Below are 17,252 nucleotides of genomic sequence, written 5' to 3' on the forward strand. Positions count from 1 at the left end.
GCCCTGCTGCCTAGAATGAGGAGTCGTCGCGCGAGCCGCGCTCGCTGGCGGTGGTGCGGCCCGAGCGCACCAGGTTGACCGCGCGCACCACTAGTGGGGTGACAATCGCGGCGATCACCAGCTCGGCCAGAGCCTGCGGCACTAGCGAGAGCACGAACGCGCCCGCGCCAGTGCCAGCTGGCAGCTGCGCAAACAGCAGGATGGCCCCCACCACCAGCACGGTGTTGGTGAGCGTGCCCACCACCCCGGCCACCACCGCCGCCAGATCTTGGTTGACCTTCACCAGGCTGCGGTAGGCCAGCCACGAGGCGACACCGATCAGCAGGCGCGGTGCTACCGAGATCAGCGGGTTGGCAAACAGCGGCGACCCCGAGTAGAGCAGGCTATAGATGCCGAAGATGCCGCCCGCCAGCGTTCCCACCAGCGGCCCCTCTAGCACCGCGCCGATGATCGCGGGGATGTGCATGATTGTGGCGTTTCCGGTGAGGTTGGGCACGGGGATGAAGCCCAGCCGCGTCACCGCCAGCACGATCGCGATAGCGCCAAGCACGCCGCCCACCACAATCCGGCGGGTGTTCAATCCGGTCTGTCGTTCGTTTTTCGCCTGTGTCATCTGCCACTCCTTCTGAGAACGTTCCACCATGGTAGCAGAGATTTGCAGATGCCTTGCGATCCGCTTGGGGAAAGGTCTGTGTAAGCTGGGGAAGGGCCTGTGTAGCTTGGGGCAGTGCGATTAAAGGCGGCGAGGTAGCTCTTGCTATACTATCGCCACGCCACTGAACAAGGAGAGCGCAATGCCACCGCCCATGATCGCCGTCATCACTGGCGGCACTCTGGCCCACATCCGCCCGCATCTAGCGCTGTGTGCCCCGGCCTATGGCCAGGTGGGCAGCGTTATCGCCGCGCGCCTGCGCGCCGCGCCCGCCCTGGCCGGGTGGGAGATCCACCGCATCCCCATGCGCATGGCCGGCCGCCCCGGCCCCGCCACACGCCGCATGCTGGCCGCGCTGGGCTGCCCCGCTAGCCCCGAGACCAATGCCGACGTGGCGGCGCTGCTGCGGGGCCTGCTGGCCGCGCCGCACACCAGGGCCGTGGTGATGGCCGCCGCGATCTGCGACTTCGAGCCCGAGGATCTGGTGGTGCGCGGAGAGGATGACGCGGAGGAGCAGAGCGCCGCGTTTGGCAAAAGCGCGCCGCGCCTGCACCACGCCCGCTCGGCCACCATCGCGCTGCGCCCGAGCGAGAAGCTGCTGACCATGGTCAAGGCGATGCGCCCCGATGTGGCGCTGGTGTCGTTTAAGACCACCGCCGGGCAGAGCGTGGAGGAGATGGCGGCGCGGGCCAGCCAGAGCCTGCGCGCCAGCGGGTCGGATGTGGTGTTGGCCAACGATCTGCACACCCGCCGCAACCTGCTGGTGTATGCCGATGGCTCGCGCCAGATCGCCCCCAGCCGCCGCGCCGCCATCGCGCTGCTGTGCGGCACGCTGGCCGGGCGGCTGTGCCCGCCGCTCGGCCAGGAATAAAAGCTTGGCCCGCGCTACCGCTGGTGCGCCATGGCGTAGGGTATCTCGATCATCAGGATCTCGCGCAGGATCTCCGCCGACTCGCCATCGACCCCCAGATGGGCCAGTGTGGCCTCGCGTGTGCTGGGCGCGCTGGCCCCCAGCGCATCGATGGCGGTGGTCAGCCGCGCGGGGCTGCTGGTGGCCAGCCCGTGCCCGCGCGAGGTGAGCACGTTGGCCTGCTGGAACAGCGGGCTGCGGCGGCTGGGCGAGCTGAGCACCAGCGACTCGCCCAGCTGGTAGAGCAGGCGCTCGCCCTGGGCGGCCAGCGATGGGCGGTGGGCGATGAAGAAACGCAGATCGCCCACGCGGGCCTCCTGCCAGCGCACACGCTGCTGCGGGGCTGCGCTGGCCACGTGGCCAGCGCGCGGGCCGCTGGCCACCACCAGATCGGCGCTGCGCCATGGCCCCATGTTGCCGAACCCGGCCATGTGCAGCTGGCCCTGCTCGAACGAGGGCGTGTCGTAGTGCAGGAAGCCGCTGAGCATCTGCACCGCGCAGAACTGCATCTGGAGCGCCCCGATGATCCTGCCGCGCTCGCCAGTGGCGCTGGGCCGCGTCAGGTCGGGGAAGAGCGCCAGCAGCAGCGTGCCCTGGGGGGCTAGCTGGCGGGCGCGGGCCAGCCACAGCGGGTACTCGTCGGCGTACCAGGGCGGGTCAAGGAACACCGCATCAAAGGGCGGCTGGCCCAGCTGGCCGGGGTCGTCGGCTACATCGTAGTGGTAGGCCATGTCGCCCGAGCGGGCCGCCGCGCCGCTGGTGTCCTGGATGAGCGCATCGTCGGCATCCAGCAGGGCGCGGTAGCCGCCGACCCGGCGGGCGCGGAACCACTCGTAGAGTCGCGGCGCGCCCAGGAAGGCCAGCCGCATGCCATCCCAGCTGCGCATGTGCTCGATGCGCGCGCACGTCTCGGTGGAGAAGTACCACGAGGCCAGCGCAGGGTTGTTCTCGATCTGCGTGGTGATGCCCTGGGGGATCATGGCGGGCAGCGCCTGGATGCGGGCTGTGTCGCGCTGGCGCAGCAGGGGCAGCGATGGATGATCGCGCATGTGCGTGGCGACCGTGGTGGGGTAGGCCCCCGCGCACTGCCGGACCAGCTCGGTGAAGCTGTAGACGTTCGATCCCAGGGCGGCTTCGATCCGCTGATAGAGGCGTTGGGCGTAGTACTCTTCTTCCACAGCGAGTCCTTTCTGCTGCTCCATGCGGCTGCACACAGTTTGCGCAAAGCTCTATCGGCCTATGTGCGCACAACCGCTGCAGCGCAGCGTGAGGCCGTGCGCAAACGGCCCGTGCGGGCATAGGCGCTACCAATTGGCATAACGTGAAAGGAACTTGCGGCAAGTATATCATCGGCGTATAGTATGGCAACCCGTACTTTGTTCGTAGTTTGCGGTGGGCACTGCGTGTGCGACTGTAGACATGTAAGGTGAGGAACCATGGCAAAAGCCCTATCGAGCGAGCAGTTCCGGCTCGGGGTGTGCTACTACCCCGAGCAGTGGCCGGAATCGCTCTGGGATGATGATTTTCGCCGGATGCGCGAGCTTGGCTTCTCGGTGGTGCGCATGGCCGAGTTCGCGTGGTCGATCTTCGAGCCTGCCGATGGGCAGTTCTCCTTCGCGCTATTCGACCGCGTGCTCGATCTGGCGCACCAGCACGGCCTGGCCGTCATCCTCGGCACACCCACGGCCACGCCGCCGGCCTGGCTGACCCACGGCCACCCCGAGGTGCTGAACGCCACCCGCGAGGGCCTGCCCTACCAGCACGGCCAGCGCCGCCACTACAGCTACAACGCGCCGATCTACCGCGAGCTGTCGGCCCGGATCGTCACCCAGCTGGCCGAGCACTATGGCCAGCACCCCGCGCTGATCGGCTGGCAGATCGACAACGAGCTGAACTGCGAGGTGAATGTCTTCTACGCCGAGGCCGACCATACGGCCTTCCGCGCGTGGCTGCAGGGGCGCTACCAAAGCCTGGATGCCCTGAACGCCGCCTGGGGCACGGTGTTCTGGAGCCAGACCTACAGCGACTGGGCGCAGGTGCGGCTCACCGGCCTCACGCCCAGCGACTCGCCCAACCCCCACCAGTCGCTCGATGAGAAGCGCTTCATCTCGGACAGCGCGATCAGCTTCGCGGCGATGCAGGCCGAGATCATCCGCCCGCGCTCACCGGGGCGCTGGGTCACCACCAACGGCATGTTTGGCCATCTGGACAGCTACGCGCTCACCGAGCAGGCGCTGGACTTCTTCTCGTACGACTCGTACCCCAACTTCGCCACGATCTACCCCGACGCAGGCCCCGAGCCGCTGCTCGACCGGATCGGCGGCTGGAATCTGAGCCGCGTGCGCGGCATCTCGCCGACCTTCGCGATCATGGAGCAGCAGTCTGGCCCTGGCGGTTGGGTAAACCGCATGGCCCAGCCCGCCCCCAAGCCCGGCCAGATGCGGCTGTGGACCTACCAGTCGATCGCGCATGGGGCCGATATGCTGCTGTACTTCCGCTGGCGCACGGCTACCATGGGCACCGAGATCTACTGGCACGGCCTGAACGACTACCACAACCAGCCCAATCGCCGTATCGCCGAGGCCGCCCAGATCGGCCAGGAGCTGGCCACGATCGGGCCGCAGATCGTTGGGTCGCAGGTGGTGGCGGATGTCGCTATTGTGCTGGACTACGAGAATGAGTGGGATGGCGAGCTGGATGTGTGGCACGGCCCGCTGGCCCAGCAGAGCACGCACGCCTGGGTGAAGGCGCTGCAGTACCAGCATATCCCCTGCGACGCGGTGTATATGCGCCCAACGACAACCGCCGCCGATCTGGCCCGCTACCGCCTGCTGGTCTACCCCCATCCGGCCATCCTCAGCGAGGAGACGGCGGCGGTGCTGGCCGCGTATGTGGAGCAGGGCGGCGCGCTGGTGCTGGGCTGTCGCACTGGCTACAAGCTGCCCAGCGGCCAAGTGGCCATGCGCCCCATGCCCGGGCCGCTGGCCGAGCTGTGTGGCGTGACCGTGGCCGACTTCACCCGTGTCGGCCCGCACGAGCAGCCGCCCGCGCTCTCGTGGGTCGAGACCTCGCCCACCGAGGGCATCATCCGCGCCGAGCTGTTCAACGAGCAGCTCATGGTTCAGTCGCCGCAGGCCACGGTGCTAGCCGAGTACGGCAGCGGCTTCTACAGCGGCTCGCCCGTGCTGGTGCGCAACCCGGTGGGCGCTGGCCGGGTCTACACCTATGGCTCGACCTTCACCCAGCCGCTCGCCGAGTTTCTGCTGTTCGAGATCGGCATCTCCTCGCCCGCCGTCGGCCTGTTCGATCTGCCGCGCTCGGTCGAGCTGTGCCTGCGCCAGCACCCGGCCACCGGGCAGCGCTTCGCCTTCTTGCTGAACTACAGCGGCGAGTTTCGCGAGCTGGAGCTGCTGCGCGGCATGCGCGACGCCCTGGGGGTGCAGCTTGAGGGCTACATCACGCTGGAGCCATACGGTGTGCGGGTGATCGTGCTTGATGCCTAGCGTTGGGCGCGCAGCTCGTGATGGTACCTGAGGTGATGTCCCTTCGACGTGACGAGCCTGCACGGTTGGGTTATAATCGTCAATGCCTAACAATTAAGCATAAAAGGGCCTAGCTGTGTATACAGCTAGGCCCTTTTATGCTATTCTGAAGGTCTCTGCAGTCATACATCCTCAGAAAATACCAACGTCATCCTAAGGATTCTCTCAGTTGCCTTACCGTCTTTCGATGCTATGCTTGTTGCTATATTTTCGATAGTAGAAAATAGCGAAAGAGGAGAGGACTGTGGTACGAAAGATTGCAATAGGGGTGGCGGCTGTGGTGGTGATCGTCATTGCGCTGGTCGCGTTCTATGTGTTCCGCCCGCCAGCGCAGGCCAGCGGCCCCATCCAGGCCATCCCGATCGGCACCAGCGCTGCCGCGACCAGCGCCCCCGCCGCCACCGCTGCCGCCGCGACCAGCGCCCCCGCCGCCGAGGCGACGACTGGGGCCGCCACCAGCGCGCCTGTTGCTGCAGCCACCAGCGAATCTGCGACCAGCACCCCCGCCGAGGCCGCAGCGGGCGCGCCCGTGGTGTTCGAGATCGTCTCTGCCGAGTCCGAGGCCCGCTTCCTGATCGACGAGGTGCTGCGCGGTAACCCCGTGACGGTGGTCGGCAAGACCGATCAGGTGGCTGGCCAGATCGCGATCGACCCGAGCAACCCGCAGAACTCGCAGGTTGGCATCATCCAGGTGGATGTGCGCGCCCTGGCAACCGACAACGAGTTCCGCAACCGCGCGATCAAGAATGCCATCCTGCGCACCGACGATTTCGAGTACGTGAGCTTCAAGCCCACCGCGATCACGGGCCTGCCCGAGAAGGGCGCGGTCGGCCAGAGCTATACCTTCCAGATCCAGGGTGATCTGACAATCACCGATGTGACCAAGCCGGTGACCTTCGATGTGACCGCCACCGCCGAGAGCGAGACGCGCCTGAAGGGCACCGCCACCGCATCCTTCCCTTACCGCGATTTCAACCTGAACATCCCCGACTCACCCTCGGTTGATACCGTGGCCGATAGCGTGCGGCTTGAGCTAGATTTCGTGGCCCAGCCGGTGCAGTAGCGCTGGTAGCCCATAGAGAGACAGAGGCAGGCGGCGGGGAGCACTTCCCCGCCGCCTGTCTGTTGTGGTGCTGCTGCGCTCTTGCCCGCTATCCCTTGAGGATGGCGTTGACCTCGTCGCGCTCGGCGGCGGTGAGCTGCCAGCCCGCCCCGCGCGCGTTGCTGTGCAGCTGCTCCAGGCTTGTGACGCCCGAGATCACCGAGCTGACGCGCGGCTGCGCCAGCAGCCAGGCGTGGGCCAGATCGCCCATGGTGTGCCCGCGCTCGGCGGCCCAGGCCGTGAGCGTAGCCAGCCTGGCGAAGTTGTCCTCGGTCATGTACTGCTGCACATAGCTATTGCTCTCGCCGCGCGACCCTGCGGGTGCGGGCTGGCCCTGCTGGTATTTGCCGGTCAGGAAGCCGCCCGCCAGCGGGAAGTAGGGCAGGATGCCGACGCCGTAGGCGTTGCAGTAGGGCACCAGCTCCTGCTCGATCTGGCGCTCGAACATGTGGTAGTGCGGCTGGATGGTGACGAACGGCGTCCAGCCGCGCAGTTCGGCCAGCAGGTTGGCGCGCGAGAGCTGCCAGGCCGCGAAGTTGGACGCGCCGACGTAGCGCACCTTGCCGCTGCGCACCAGATCGTCGAGCGTGCGCAGGGTCTCCTCGATCGGCGTGGTGGCATCCCAGCTGTGGATCTGGTACAGGTCGATGTAGTCGGTCTGCAGCCGCCGTAGGCTGCCCTCGATCGCGCTGAGCAGGTGCCCGCGCGATGCACCGTAGTCGTTTGGCCCTGGCCCGGCCTTATGGTAGCCCTTGGTGGCCAGCACATAGCTGCTGCGGCTGCCCTTGATGGCGTTGCCGATGGTAGTTTCCGAGTTACCCTCGCGGTAGATGTCGGCGGTGTCGATCAGGTTGATGCCCAGCTCGCGAGCCTCGGCCAGGATGGCCGTGACGGTGGCCTGGTCGACCTTGCCGCCAAACTGGTTGGTGCCCAGGCCGATGGTGGAGACGCGGATGCCCGCGCTGCCAAGCTGTCGATAGTCCATAGCGATCGCTCCTTGTCCATGCGCCTCGTGGCGGCGCGTGGCTATGATAGCACGCCTAGCCAGGGCGCATGCCAAATGGAAGCAGCCTGTTTTTCTGAAGCGCTGGCGCGGCGTGCTATAATCGAACAAACATGCGAAAGAGGAGCAGCCATGTCACGCTTTATCGCCTTCCTGCGCGCCATCAACGTGGGCGGCCACACGGTGAAGATGGCCGACCTGCGCGGCCTGTTCGAGTCGCTCGGCTTCGCGCAGGTCGAGACCTTCATCGCCAGCGGGAACGTGATCTTTGACACGCCCGCCGAGGGGCCGGGCGACGCCGCGCTGAAGGCGCAGATCATGGCCCACCTGCAGGCAGCGCTGGGCTACACGGTCGAGACCTTCCTGCGCACCCCGGCGGAGCTGGCGGCCACCGCGCGCTACCAGCCCTTCCCCGACCTGGCCGAGCTGGGCGGCTCGCTCATGGTCGGCTTCCTGCACGCCGCGCCCGCCGCCGAGGCCCAGCAGCGTCTGGCCGCGCTGGCCAGCTCGATCGACTCGTTGCACACCCATGGCCGCGAGATCTACTGGCACCGCCGCCCGCCCATCGGCGAATCGCAGGTGGGCAACGGCGCGATCGAGCGCGCGCTGAAGTTGCCCGCCACCATCCGCAACATCACCACCGTGGCCAAAATTGCTGCCAAGTATCCCGCCGAGCCGCGCTGAAACTCGCCTATACTATGCGTACGCACGGTGTCGTGCGGCCCCGCCCAACGAGCAGCGGCGGGGCTGTTGCAGAGGAGCACAGTATGGGAAACGCAGCATTTCTGGCCGGTGTCAATCTGGGCGGGTGGCTCTCGCAGTACCGCGTTGCAAGCGACGAGCACCTGAGCACCTTCATCACCGAGCGCGATATTGCCACCATTGCCTCATGGGGCCTTGACCACGTGCGGCTGCCGGTGGACTATCCGATCGTCGAGGATGATGCCGCGCCCGGCCAGTACCGCGAGCAGGGCCTAGCCTACATCGACCGCTGCATCGAGTGGTGCGAGCGGCATGGGCTGGGCGTGGTGCTCGACCTGCACCACGCGCCAGGCTACAGCTTTGGCCGGCTGGAGACCAACAACCTGTTCGAGAGCGAGCAGCAGCTTGGGCGCTTCGTGGGCATCTGGAAGATGTTCGCCCAGCGCTACCGCTCGGTGGGCGAGCACCTGCGCATGGAGCTGCTGAACGAGGTGGTGGAGCCGACCAGCGAGCGCTGGAACGGGCTGGCCCACCGCACCATCGCGGCCATCCGTGCGATCGACCAGCAGCGCACGATCGTCTACGGTGGCAACTACTACAGCTCGATCGACGAGCTGGCCAATATCGATCTGGTCGAGAAGGACGACCGGATCATCTACACCTTCCACTTCTACAAGCCGCTGCTGTTCACCCACCAGCTCGCCCCCTGGGATGCCTTCGCTAGGGCCTACCGGCAGTCATCCGAGTACCCCGGCAGGCTGCCCAACCTGGCCGCCTTCATCGCCGAGCACCCCGAGTATGAGCAGAAGAACCAGGAGCTGCCGACCGACACCATGGATGCCGATCTGCTGCTGCGCTACTTCCAGCCCGCGCTGGATTTTATGCAGCGCACCGGCAAGCCGCTCTACTGCGGCGAATTTGGCGTGGTCGAGGGTGCGTCGCTCCCCAGCCGCATCCGCTGGCACCGCGACGTGATCGATCTGCTGAATGCCCACGGCATTGGGCGGGCGGTGTGGAGCTACAAGGCCATGAGCTTCCCGCTGGTGGATGCCCAGGGCCAGGTGGTAAGCGAGGAGCTCATCCGCGTGGTGGGCGACCGCGCCCGCGTGATGGGCGGGCAAGGCCGCTAGGCATTACTTTTTAGGCCACTTGGCGATATCCTGACGGCACTCTGTCGTCAGGATATTTTTATATACGAGAGATCATCAGGGTCGTGACTATTTTGTGCCAAAAAGGAGTTCCGCATAACATTTTGGCTGAGATATGTGGTAAAAGCGATCAAGAAAAGAGAAGCGGGCGATCGTATACTTTGCGCAGCTACTCGCATTAACCTATGGAGAACTGCGATGAGACCCCAACCCGCGCTCCTGCGCGCCGCACACCAGGTCTTGCTGGTGCTTGCCCTTGTGTTTGCCACCCCCGCACTGGCCCGTGCCACACCTGCCACTCAGCCTGCGGCGATCGTATCGATGGCGGCTGGGGGCTTCCACACCTGCACGCTCTTGAGCACCGGGGCAGTGCGCTGCTGGGGGAATGGGGCCAGCGGGCAGCTTGGGTTCGGCAGCGTGATCCCAAGGATCCCGTCCGCCAATCTGGCGGCTATCTCGGGAGTCAGCACTATCGCCGCTGGGCTGTTTCACACCTGCGCCACCACCATGGCAGGTCTGGTCTACTGCTGGGGCGAGAACTCGGATGGGCAGCTCGGCCTGGGCGACACCATTGACCGCGCATCGCCCATCCCCGTGCCCGGTATCACCGATGCGGTGGCGGTCGCCGCTGGCTTTCTGCACACCTGCGCGCTGCTGAGCAGCGGCGGGGTGAAGTGCTGGGGGGTGGATACTGAGGGCGAGCTGGGCACCGGATCGGGCCTGGGTGCGAATCCCAGCTCGCCCACGCCGGTGGATGTGCTGGGCCTGGGCGACACCGCTACCGCTCTGGCGAGCGGCTCCTTTCACACCTGCGTGCTGCTGAGCGGCGGCGGGGTGAAGTGCTGGGGGAAGAACGATCGCGGCCAGCTGGGCGATGGCACCACGGTGAGCGGCGGGCTGCCGGTGAGCGTCGCAGGGATGACAGGGGTGCGGCAGATCGTGACAAATATCAATAGTAGCTGCGTGCTAACCATCGAAGCCGGCGTGCGCTGCTGGGGCAGCAACTATAATGGCGAGCTGGGCAATGGTGGCCCGCGTACCAGTAGCCCCACCCCGGTGGATGTGACCGGCCTGAGCGGGAATGTGGCCTCGATCAGCACGAGCGCCTTTTTCATCTGTGCGCTTCTGACCACGGGCGGGGTGCGCTGCTGGGGCGATGATGGCTCGGGGCAGCTGGGCGATGGCGGGGCGATTGAGAGCAACACCTTCAGCAACGTGCCGGTGGATGTGCTGGGGGTCACGAATGCGACACATATCGCCACCGGCTACTACCACGCCTGTGCGGCCCTGGATACGGGCGAGGTGCGCTGCTGGGGCGACAATGCCTACTATCAGCTCGGCACTACCGGCGTCACGAAAAGCTCGACGCCGCTCTAGCTGATGGCTGGCGAACACATGCCCGCATGGCCTCCTCTCCGGCCATGCGGGCATGTTTCGATGTGCTGGGGATACTGTGCCACGAGGCCCACTGCTACTGCGCGCGCAGCTGACGCAGCTGCAGATCGCGCATGCGCGCCTTGTGCTGCGTCGTCGCCTGATCATCCCACGGGTAGGATACAGCAAAGAAATGCTGGATGAGGGGCTTCCCAACGATATGCCGCTGGCCACAGGCGCGCATCGCCTGGGTGAAAAGCTTCATCGTATCGCGGTACTCGGCCCTATCCGCCCACAGGTAGCTGATGGCCGAAAACCCGACCGCCCCCGCTAGCTCCTGAAACAGCGGCGTGTTCCGCATCAGCGCGCAGGCCGGGTGCAGGCGGGCATCGCAGATATCGGGGTTCGCCTGCCGCAGCTCGCTCGGTATCTCGGCTATGCCATCCCACGACATCCTCGGGCCGATCCCGAAGGCATCGGGCTGCTGCTCAAGCTCGCTCAGCAGCTGGGCGATCACATCCTCCTCCACAAAGCACACATCCGCATCCAGAAACAGGTAGTGACTGCAGTGCGAGTGCTCAAGCACAAAACGGCGCAGCACCTCACCGTGCGAGTTGTGCTGTGTGGCGATGGGAAACCCTGATGGGATGATTGGCACGCCGACGCTCTCGGCGTATCGGCGCAGATCGGCCAGATCATCGACTGAGTCGTTATCGCAGATGGTGAGCGCAAACGATGGGCGGCGCTGGTTACGCGCGAACAGCGAGCGGATCATCAGCTCCATATAGGCTGAGGTGTTGTGGTTGACGCTTACGGCTTCTATGTGCATCGGCATGGCGCTGCTTTGAAATATGCGGATTATCTAGACCATCTGTAGGGCGTTTTGCTCGGCTACCGCAGCCATGTCGTGGCTAGGCGGTACGCCGAACTTGCGGGCGTACTCGCGGCTGAACTGGCTGGCGCTCTCGTAGCCGACCTCATAGGCTGCGATGGTGACAGAAACCCCGCCCGTGGCCAGCAGGCGGCGGGCCTCCATCAGCCGCAGATCCTTCTGGTACTGCAGCGGGGTCGAGTAGGTGATCGCCTTGAAGTGTTTATGGAAGGCCGATGTGCTCATGCCCACGCGCTGCGCTAGCTCGGGCACGGCGATGGTGCTGCGGAAATCGCGCCGGATGTGGGTGATGGCGCGGCCCACCGCGCTAGCCGGGCTGTCGTAGTGCAGCAGGCTGCGCAGCATGCCGCCAAACGGTGCCGCCAGCAGCCGGTAGTGGATCTCCTTCACCAGCAGCGGGCCGAGCACCCTAGCATCGGCCTGCGGCCCCGCGCCTAGCGCCAGGTAGCGGCGCAGCGACTCGATCAGGGCTGGGTCGGCCTGGTGGCCCTCCATCGCGCGGGCGGGCGCAGGCGATAGCCCGGCCTCGGACACCTCGTCGTACAGCCCCCGCAGCGTGCCTACATCGACGCTGAACAGCAGCGCAAGGTAGGGGGCCTGGGTCACGCGCGAGATCACCGGCAGGTCGTGGCTGATCAGCAGCACGTCGCCCACACGGGCCACCACGCGGTGGCTGCCAAGCGTGGTCTCTTTCTGGCCCTGCACGATCAGGCAGACCACCGGCTCGTAGAGCGAGGCCTGGAAGGCGTTGCAGCGGTGGTGGCGCAGCAGCGTCAGCCCTGGCATAGGGTGTGATGCCTGCGGCTCTTCCCCGCGCTGCTGCGGAATATGCCCAAGCGCCTCGTCGGCCAGATGTCGCAGATCCATGTTTTGCTGCCCCCTCACCGCTGTGCGCGAGCTCGCCCTTCTCTCGCTATTCTATCAATCAGAAGAGGATCAGGCAAGCGCGTGAGAGCTATAGGCAGGCGCGGCAGGTGCGGCAGGCGTATGATGTTCTCACCGTAAGTTGAGCGACGCGATAAGGAGCGAACCATGAGCGAGAAGCAGACGCGGGCGCTGAGCGCCGATGTTGCGATCCCCTATGTGGGCTTTGGCACCTACCTCATCCCCAACGATGAGGCCGCCGCCGCTGTGCGCGAGGCCATCGGCATCGGCTACCGCCACATCGACACGGCGGAGTTCTACCAGAACGAGGCGGGCGTAGGGCAGGGCATCCGGCAGGCTCTGGCGGACACCGGCCTGTCGCGGGGCGACATCTTCGTCACCACCAAGCTCTGGCCGGGCAACGCGGCCTGGGGCCAGACGCCGAAGACCACCGAGACCACGGTCGAGTCGCTGCTGCGCAGCCTAGAGCTGCTGCAGCTCGACTACGTCGACCTCTACCTGATCCACGCGCCGTTCGAGCGCGAGCAGCGGCTGGCCCAGTGGCGCGGCCTGATCGAGCTGCAGCGGCAGGGCAAGGCCCGCGCCATCGGCGTGAGCAACTTCAACATCGCCCACCTCGAAGAGCTAGCCGCCGCAGGGCTGCCGCGCCCCCAGGCCAACCAGATCGAGCTGCACCCCTGGTCGCAGAAGCCGCAGCTCACCCTCTACCTCGACGAGCATGGCATCGTGCCGATCGCCTACAGCAGCCTGGCCCCGCTCTCCACGTGGCGCACGGCGGAGGGCCACACCAGCGCCAAGACCGACGCGATGCGCGCCGAGGCCGAGCAGGCCGACGCCCCGTTCAAGCGGATGGCAGCGAAGTACGGCGTGAGCGAGGCCCAGCTGCTGCTGCGCTGGGGCGTGCAGCAGGGCTACCCCGTGCTGCCCAAGAGCACCAGGGCCGAGCGCATGCGCCAGAACGCCGACCTGTTCTCGTTCGCCATCGACGAGCAGGACATGGCCGAGCTGGCGACCATGGATCGTGGCGATGGGCTGGCCTGGAGCCTGGGCGACCCGACCAAGGCCGCGTGATCGTGTGGTGCAGAGGCTCCCAGGGCATGCGTTTGCCCTGGGAGCCTCTGCGCTTCAATAGAGCGAAGGATCTCTTCAGCCTCTTATCATTTGGCTGCACTCATGTAAATGCTATGCTAGAAGAAACCCGTGCATGTCGGGAAAACATATTTTTCAAGAGCAGCTATGCGTCACGATAGGCTACTAACATATATGCTCCTCGTAGGGAGCATAGGCTGTATATATCTGGCATTTTCTTCCAACCAAGATCAACCAAAGCAGCATTGTCCCGCTAATCTCATATCCTTGACCTCATATCAGGAACGGATGCGCTGTGGAAAGGAGAAGTATAAGCGATTTCTCCACGAATCACAGCATGATGCTGCAATTCCAAAGGATAATGCATTTTTTCCTACACCGGTGCCTACAGCGCAAGCAATGCGCGTTACGCCCCTTCCGTCCGATAAAGTGATTAAAAAACTTTCTCTTCAGGCCACACTCGGCGGTCCAAAATATATCCAGGGCGCAACCAGTTTCTGGCGTGTAGGATCTGTCCCCGATGCGGGAGAAACAGATTTCTTCCCGTTCCTTGTTTGGTCAAAAAAAGGCACAGATGATCATGCGGTAGTTGGGACAGATGTTTTGAATCTTGGGGTAGAGGCATCTCTGTATCGACACCACTGGATCGCACCACGCGCCACAGGAATACTGACCATAACGGGTGCATCTGGGCCGAATGGAATACTATCCTTCCAAACCAGCTATGGCCTGAGCGGCACACTCGATCTTGCACGTGGGGAGTGGGTATTTTCTCCCTAGCCTAGCACACAGAGAGGCCCAGGGCAAAAGCATGCCCTGGGCCTCTCTGCGTGGCTTGCCCTACACGCCGCTGAAGGCCGAGAAGCCGCCATCGATCGGCAGCACCACGCCGGTGACGAAGCTGGATGCCTCGCTGGCCAGCCAGACCGCCGCGCCCACCAGCTCATCCGGCTCGCCGAAGCGGGCCATGGGCGTGTGCCCAACGATGGTCTGTCCGCGCGCGGTCAGCGAGCCGTCGGGGTTTAGCATCAGCGCACGGTTCTGGTCGCCGATGAAGAAGCCGGGGGCGATGGCGTTGACCCGGATGCGCGGGCTGTACTTCTGCGCCATCTCCACCGCCAGCCAGCGGGTCAGGCTGTCGATGGCCGACTTGGCCGCGCCGTAGCCCACCACGCGGGTGAGCGCGCGCTGGGCCGCCATCGACGAGATGTTGATGACCGACCCGGCCTCCTGGCGCACCATGGCCGCGCCGAACACCTGGGTGGGCAGCAGCGAGCCGTGGAAGTTGAGCCGCACCACCTGATCGATGGCCTGCTCGCCCAGGTCGAAGAAGCTGAGGTCGCCCATCACGGTGGCGGCGGGCACATTGCCGCCCGCCGCGTTCACCAGGATGTCCACGCGGCCCCAGGCCTGCTCGGCGGTGGCGCTGGCCGCCTGTAGGCTGGTGCGGTCGAGCACATCGGCGGGCAGGGCCAGGGCTATGCCGCCAGCGGCCTCGATCTGGGCCGCCACCTCGCGGGCCTGCTGCTCGCGCCGCCCCAGGATGCCCACCTTCGCGCCCGCCGCCGCCAGGCCGCGCGCGATCGCGCCGCCCAGCACGCCCGTGCCGCCCGTCACCACCGCCGTCTTCCCCGCCAGCGAAAATTGCTCAAGGCTCATGGCTTCGCTCTCCTGCTAGCGCCCGGCCCGCGCCAGATCGGCGAAGGGGCGCAGGTGGCGGGCGAAGTGGCGCTCCAGCAGCGCGGCGTACTCGGCCTCGTGCGCGGCCAGCAGCGCGGCCACCTGGGCGTGGTAGCCCGTGAGGATGGTGCCGAACGCCACGTGCAGCACCTGGCGGGCGTCGAACTGATCGAGCAGGGCGGGCAGGTCGGTGTCGGCCACGTCCTCGCCTGCGGGCACGCGCTCCAGCTGGGCGTCGAGGAAGTAGCTTTTGCGGTCGTGCTCGAAGTGGCCGCGTGCGTCGTTCAGCATGGAGCGGAAGGTCGCAGGCTCGTAGGCGGCCACGAGGCGCAGCGCCTCCAGGTAGCTGGTGCCAGCGGTCTTCACGTGCACCAGATTCTCGCTCTGGCGTGCGATGGATGGGTAGATGCTGAACTTGTCCGACCCGGTGTGGATACTGAGCTTGTACGCGCCGAAGTGGCGCATGATCGCCACGTGCTTGGCCAGCTCGCTGTCGAACTCGGCCAGGTCGCCCATGTAGTCCACGCCCTTCTGGAACTTGCCCACGAAGCGCGGCGCGAGGCTGACCACCGGCACGCCGCGCGAGAGCAGCTCGCTGGCGATGAAGTAGTGCTCGTGCGCCGAGGTGGGCGTGTCGGTCTCATCCACCGACATCTCCAGGTCGTAGGGCTGGCCCTTCTTCTGGGCGCTCAGCGCGGCGTTGATCGCCACGGTGTGGGCGATGGCGCGGCCATACTTGGCCAGGGCGCGCAGCAGGATCGGCTCGTCGAAGCTGAGCGACAGATCGCCCAGCGCTATCGGCGCAGCGCAGTAGCGCTCGGCCAGCGCGGCGTAGCTGGTGCCCAGCGCGTCCCAGGGCAGCGCCTCCACGCGGGCCTGCAGGTCGGCCACCGGGGCCTCCTGCGCGGCGTTGTCCACGTGGTCGCTGGGGTCGATGGTGAAGAAGGTGTAGCCCGCCGCCACGAACGGCGCGAGGTCGGCCACCGTCTTCACGTGGTCGGCGTCGGCACCCCAGGGCGCGCGCCAGCCCGCCTGGAAGATGCCCCACAGCGCGTCGTCCATCACCTGCTGGGGTGTGCGGCCCGTGCGGGTGTTCTCGCGCACCGACTGCTGGGCCAAGATCGGGGCGATGCTGTTTTCGGCCCCGGTGCTGCGTATGGCCTGGATATGCCCAGGGGTGGCGCAGCCGATCCTATCGCCGTAGCCAAACGAGGTGCGGGTGCCCAGCGGGCTGGGGCGCAGCCAGGGCAGGCGGGCGCGCAGCGCCGCCGCGTTATCGGCGTTTAGCGGGCACACCAGGGCCGCGCCCTGCGGCTCGCCGCCGAAGCCCTGGCCCTCGCCCAGGATGATTAGGCGCTTCTCGGCGCTGCCTGTGGGCCTGCCGAGGGCGTAGGTGGTGCCCTGGTACTCGATCAGCGACTCGGGGTAGATCGTCCCATCAAATGCTGTGATGTCCATGATCGTGCTCGTTTTCTTCTTCTAGCCTGACCTCAGCGTGAGGCTGGCCCTATTCTACCGCGCCAGCCAGCCGCCATCCACCGCCAGCACATGGCCGTGGATGTAGCCCGCCGCCCGCGATGACAGAAACACCACCGCGCCCGCCAGGTCGTCGGGCGTGCCCCAGCGCCCCGCCGGGATGCGCTCCATGATCTGGCGGCTGCGCTCGGGGTCGTCACGCAGGGCCTGGGTGTTGTCGGTGGCCATGTAGCCGGGGGCGATAGCGTTGACACACACGCCGCTGCCCGCCCACTCGTTGGCCATGGCCTTGGTCAGGCCCGCCAGCGCGTGCTTGGCGGCGGTGTAGGCGGGCACGCGGATACCGCCCTGGAACGACAGCAGCGAGGCGATGTTGATGATCCGCCCGTGGCGCTGGGCCAGCATGTGCCGCCCCGCCGCCTGCGCCGCCGCCCACGCGCCGATCAGGTTCACATCCAGCACGGCGGTGAAGTCCTCTAGCGCGGTGGACGCGGCCTCGGCGCGGCGGATGGTCCCGGCGTTGTTCACCAGGATGTCGATCCGGCCCAGCTCGGCCACGGCCTGCTCCACCACGCCCGCCGCCGCCTGGGGTTCGCCCAGGTCGGCGGTCAGGCCCAGGCCGCGCTGGCCTGCGGCGGCCACCGCGTCGAGCGTGGCCTGGTTGTGGCCGCTGCGCGAGACCACGGCCACGCTGGCCCCGGCCTGGGCCAGCGCCACGGCCATGCCCTGCCCTAGCCCTTTGTCGCCGCCTGTCACCAGGGCCACCTGGCCATCCAGCCGAAAGAGATCGAGGATGC

Annotated in this window: 16 protein-coding genes; 8 read left to right on the top strand and 8 right to left on the bottom strand. The window is 66.3% G+C overall.

Annotation, left to right across the window (positions count from 1 at the left end):
- Window positions 1-10: 10 nt before the first annotated feature.
- Window positions 11-613 (bottom strand): ECF transporter S component, encoded by a 603-nt coding sequence (locus tag F8S13_00250; GenBank protein KAB8145556.1) that lies wholly within the window; start codon window positions 611-613, stop codon window positions 11-13.
- Window positions 614-794: 181 nt separating this feature from the next.
- Between F8S13_00250 and F8S13_00255 the strand changes: the two genes are divergently transcribed.
- Window positions 795-1,523 (top strand): hypothetical protein, encoded by a 729-nt coding sequence (locus tag F8S13_00255; GenBank protein ID KAB8145557.1) that lies wholly within the window; start codon window positions 795-797, stop codon window positions 1,521-1,523.
- 14 nt (window positions 1,524-1,537) lie between these two features.
- Here F8S13_00255 and F8S13_00260 read toward each other — a convergent pair whose 3' ends face one another.
- Window positions 1,538-2,740 (bottom strand): hypothetical protein, encoded by a 1,203-nt coding sequence (locus tag F8S13_00260; protein KAB8145558.1) that lies wholly within the window; start codon window positions 2,738-2,740, stop codon window positions 1,538-1,540.
- 258 nt (window positions 2,741-2,998) lie between these two features.
- Between F8S13_00260 and F8S13_00265 the strand changes: the two genes are divergently transcribed.
- Both F8S13_00265 and F8S13_00270 read left to right on the top strand, forming a co-directional pair.
- A complete protein-coding gene (locus F8S13_00265) occupies window positions 2,999-5,065 on the top strand; it encodes a beta-galactosidase (GenBank protein ID KAB8145559.1) in 2,067 nt (688 codons plus the stop codon).
- Window positions 5,066-5,348: 283 nt separating this feature from the next.
- Entirely contained in the window at window positions 5,349-6,167 is an 819-nt protein-coding gene (locus tag F8S13_00270) for a YceI family protein (GenBank protein KAB8145560.1), read from the top strand.
- Between the two features lie 88 nt (window positions 6,168-6,255).
- On the opposite strand, the gene F8S13_00275 is transcribed toward F8S13_00270, so the two are convergent.
- Entirely contained in the window at window positions 6,256-7,191 is a 936-nt protein-coding gene (locus F8S13_00275) for an aldo/keto reductase (GenBank protein KAB8145561.1), read from the bottom strand.
- 12 nt (window positions 7,192-7,203) lie between these two features.
- Between F8S13_00275 and F8S13_00280 the strand changes: the two genes are divergently transcribed.
- The 3 genes from F8S13_00280 to F8S13_00290 all read left to right on the top strand — a co-directional run bounded on the left by F8S13_00280 (window position 7,204) and on the right by F8S13_00290 (window position 10,436).
- Window positions 7,204-7,893 (top strand): DUF1697 domain-containing protein, encoded by a 690-nt coding sequence (locus tag F8S13_00280; GenBank protein ID KAB8145562.1) that lies wholly within the window; start codon window positions 7,204-7,206, stop codon window positions 7,891-7,893.
- A gap of 83 nt (window positions 7,894-7,976) precedes the next feature.
- Entirely contained in the window at window positions 7,977-9,041 is a 1,065-nt protein-coding gene (locus F8S13_00285; protein ID KAB8145563.1) for a glycoside hydrolase family 5 protein, read from the top strand.
- Between the two features lie 216 nt (window positions 9,042-9,257).
- Window positions 9,258-10,436 carry a chromosome condensation regulator RCC1 gene (locus tag F8S13_00290; GenBank protein KAB8145564.1) on the top strand — a complete coding sequence of 393 codons (1,179 nt, stop codon included), beginning with the start codon at window positions 9,258-9,260 and terminating at the stop codon, window positions 10,434-10,436.
- A gap of 94 nt (window positions 10,437-10,530) precedes the next feature.
- On the opposite strand, the gene F8S13_00295 is transcribed toward F8S13_00290, so the two are convergent.
- Together F8S13_00295 and F8S13_00300 are read right to left on the bottom strand one after the other, a co-directional pair.
- Entirely contained in the window at window positions 10,531-11,262 is a 732-nt protein-coding gene (locus F8S13_00295) for a hypothetical protein (protein ID KAB8145565.1), read from the bottom strand.
- 33 nt (window positions 11,263-11,295) lie between these two features.
- Window positions 11,296-12,192: an AraC family transcriptional regulator gene (locus F8S13_00300; GenBank protein KAB8145566.1), complete on the bottom strand. Its 897-nt coding sequence runs from the start codon at window positions 12,190-12,192 to the stop codon at window positions 11,296-11,298.
- A gap of 165 nt (window positions 12,193-12,357) precedes the next feature.
- On the opposite strand from F8S13_00300, the gene F8S13_00305 reads away from it, so the two are divergent.
- Together F8S13_00305 and F8S13_00310 are read left to right on the top strand one after the other, a co-directional pair.
- Window positions 12,358-13,281, top strand: a complete 924-nt coding sequence (locus tag F8S13_00305; protein KAB8145567.1) for an aldo/keto reductase — start codon at window positions 12,358-12,360, stop codon at window positions 13,279-13,281.
- A 306-nt stretch (window positions 13,282-13,587) separates the two neighbouring features.
- Complete coding sequence (locus tag F8S13_00310; GenBank protein ID KAB8145568.1) at window positions 13,588-14,079, top strand: hypothetical protein; 492 nt, start codon at window positions 13,588-13,590, stop codon at window positions 14,077-14,079.
- Window positions 14,080-14,139: 60 nt separating this feature from the next.
- Here the strand turns inward: F8S13_00310 and F8S13_00315 are convergent, their stop codons facing one another.
- From F8S13_00315 to kduD, 3 genes are read right to left on the bottom strand one after another with little or no spacing between them, the layout of a single operon-like run.
- The gene (locus F8S13_00315) at window positions 14,140-14,958 is read right to left on the bottom strand and encodes an SDR family oxidoreductase (protein ID KAB8145569.1); all 819 of its coding nucleotides are present in this window, start codon (window positions 14,956-14,958) and stop codon (window positions 14,140-14,142) included.
- A gap of 15 nt (window positions 14,959-14,973) precedes the next feature.
- On the bottom strand, window positions 14,974-16,437 hold the full coding sequence (locus F8S13_00320) for a hypothetical protein (protein KAB8145570.1): 1,464 nt from the start codon (window positions 16,435-16,437) through the stop codon (window positions 14,974-14,976).
- Between the two features lie 54 nt (window positions 16,438-16,491).
- Window positions 16,492-17,250: a 2-dehydro-3-deoxy-D-gluconate 5-dehydrogenase KduD gene (kduD, locus tag F8S13_00325; GenBank protein KAB8146064.1), complete on the bottom strand. Its 759-nt coding sequence runs from the start codon at window positions 17,248-17,250 to the stop codon at window positions 16,492-16,494.
- Between the last annotated feature and the right edge of the window lie 2 nt (window positions 17,251-17,252).

The organism is Chloroflexia bacterium SDU3-3 (assembly GCA_009268125.1).
Lineage (GTDB): Bacteria > Chloroflexota > Chloroflexia > Chloroflexales > Roseiflexaceae > SDU3-3.

What these genes read in the sequence shown, in the direction of transcription:
- F8S13_00250 (KAB8145556.1), bottom strand. Translation starts at nt 613, where the DNA reads ATGACACAGGCGAAAAACGAACGACAGACCGGATTGAACACCCGCCGG.
- F8S13_00255 (KAB8145557.1), top strand. Translation starts at nt 795, where the DNA reads ATGCCACCGCCCATGATCGCCGTCATCACTGGCGGCACTCTGGCCCAC.
- F8S13_00265 (KAB8145559.1), top strand. Translation starts at nt 2,999, where the DNA reads ATGGCAAAAGCCCTATCGAGCGAGCAGTTCCGGCTCGGGGTGTGCTAC.
- F8S13_00275 (KAB8145561.1), bottom strand. Translation starts at nt 7,191, where the DNA reads ATGGACTATCGACAGCTTGGCAGCGCGGGCATCCGCGTCTCCACCATC.
- F8S13_00285 (KAB8145563.1), top strand. Translation starts at nt 7,977, where the DNA reads ATGGGAAACGCAGCATTTCTGGCCGGTGTCAATCTGGGCGGGTGGCTC.
- F8S13_00290 (KAB8145564.1), top strand. Translation starts at nt 9,258, where the DNA reads ATGAGACCCCAACCCGCGCTCCTGCGCGCCGCACACCAGGTCTTGCTG.
- F8S13_00295 (KAB8145565.1), bottom strand. Translation starts at nt 11,262, where the DNA reads ATGCACATAGAAGCCGTAAGCGTCAACCACAACACCTCAGCCTATATG.
- F8S13_00300 (KAB8145566.1), bottom strand. Translation starts at nt 12,192, where the DNA reads ATGGATCTGCGACATCTGGCCGACGAGGCGCTTGGGCATATTCCGCAG.
- F8S13_00305 (KAB8145567.1), top strand. Translation starts at nt 12,358, where the DNA reads ATGAGCGAGAAGCAGACGCGGGCGCTGAGCGCCGATGTTGCGATCCCC.
- F8S13_00310 (KAB8145568.1), top strand. Translation starts at nt 13,588, where the DNA reads ATGCGCTGTGGAAAGGAGAAGTATAAGCGATTTCTCCACGAATCACAG.
- F8S13_00315 (KAB8145569.1), bottom strand. Translation starts at nt 14,958, where the DNA reads ATGAGCCTTGAGCAATTTTCGCTGGCGGGGAAGACGGCGGTGGTGACG.
- F8S13_00320 (KAB8145570.1), bottom strand. Translation starts at nt 16,437, where the DNA reads ATGGACATCACAGCATTTGATGGGACGATCTACCCCGAGTCGCTGATC.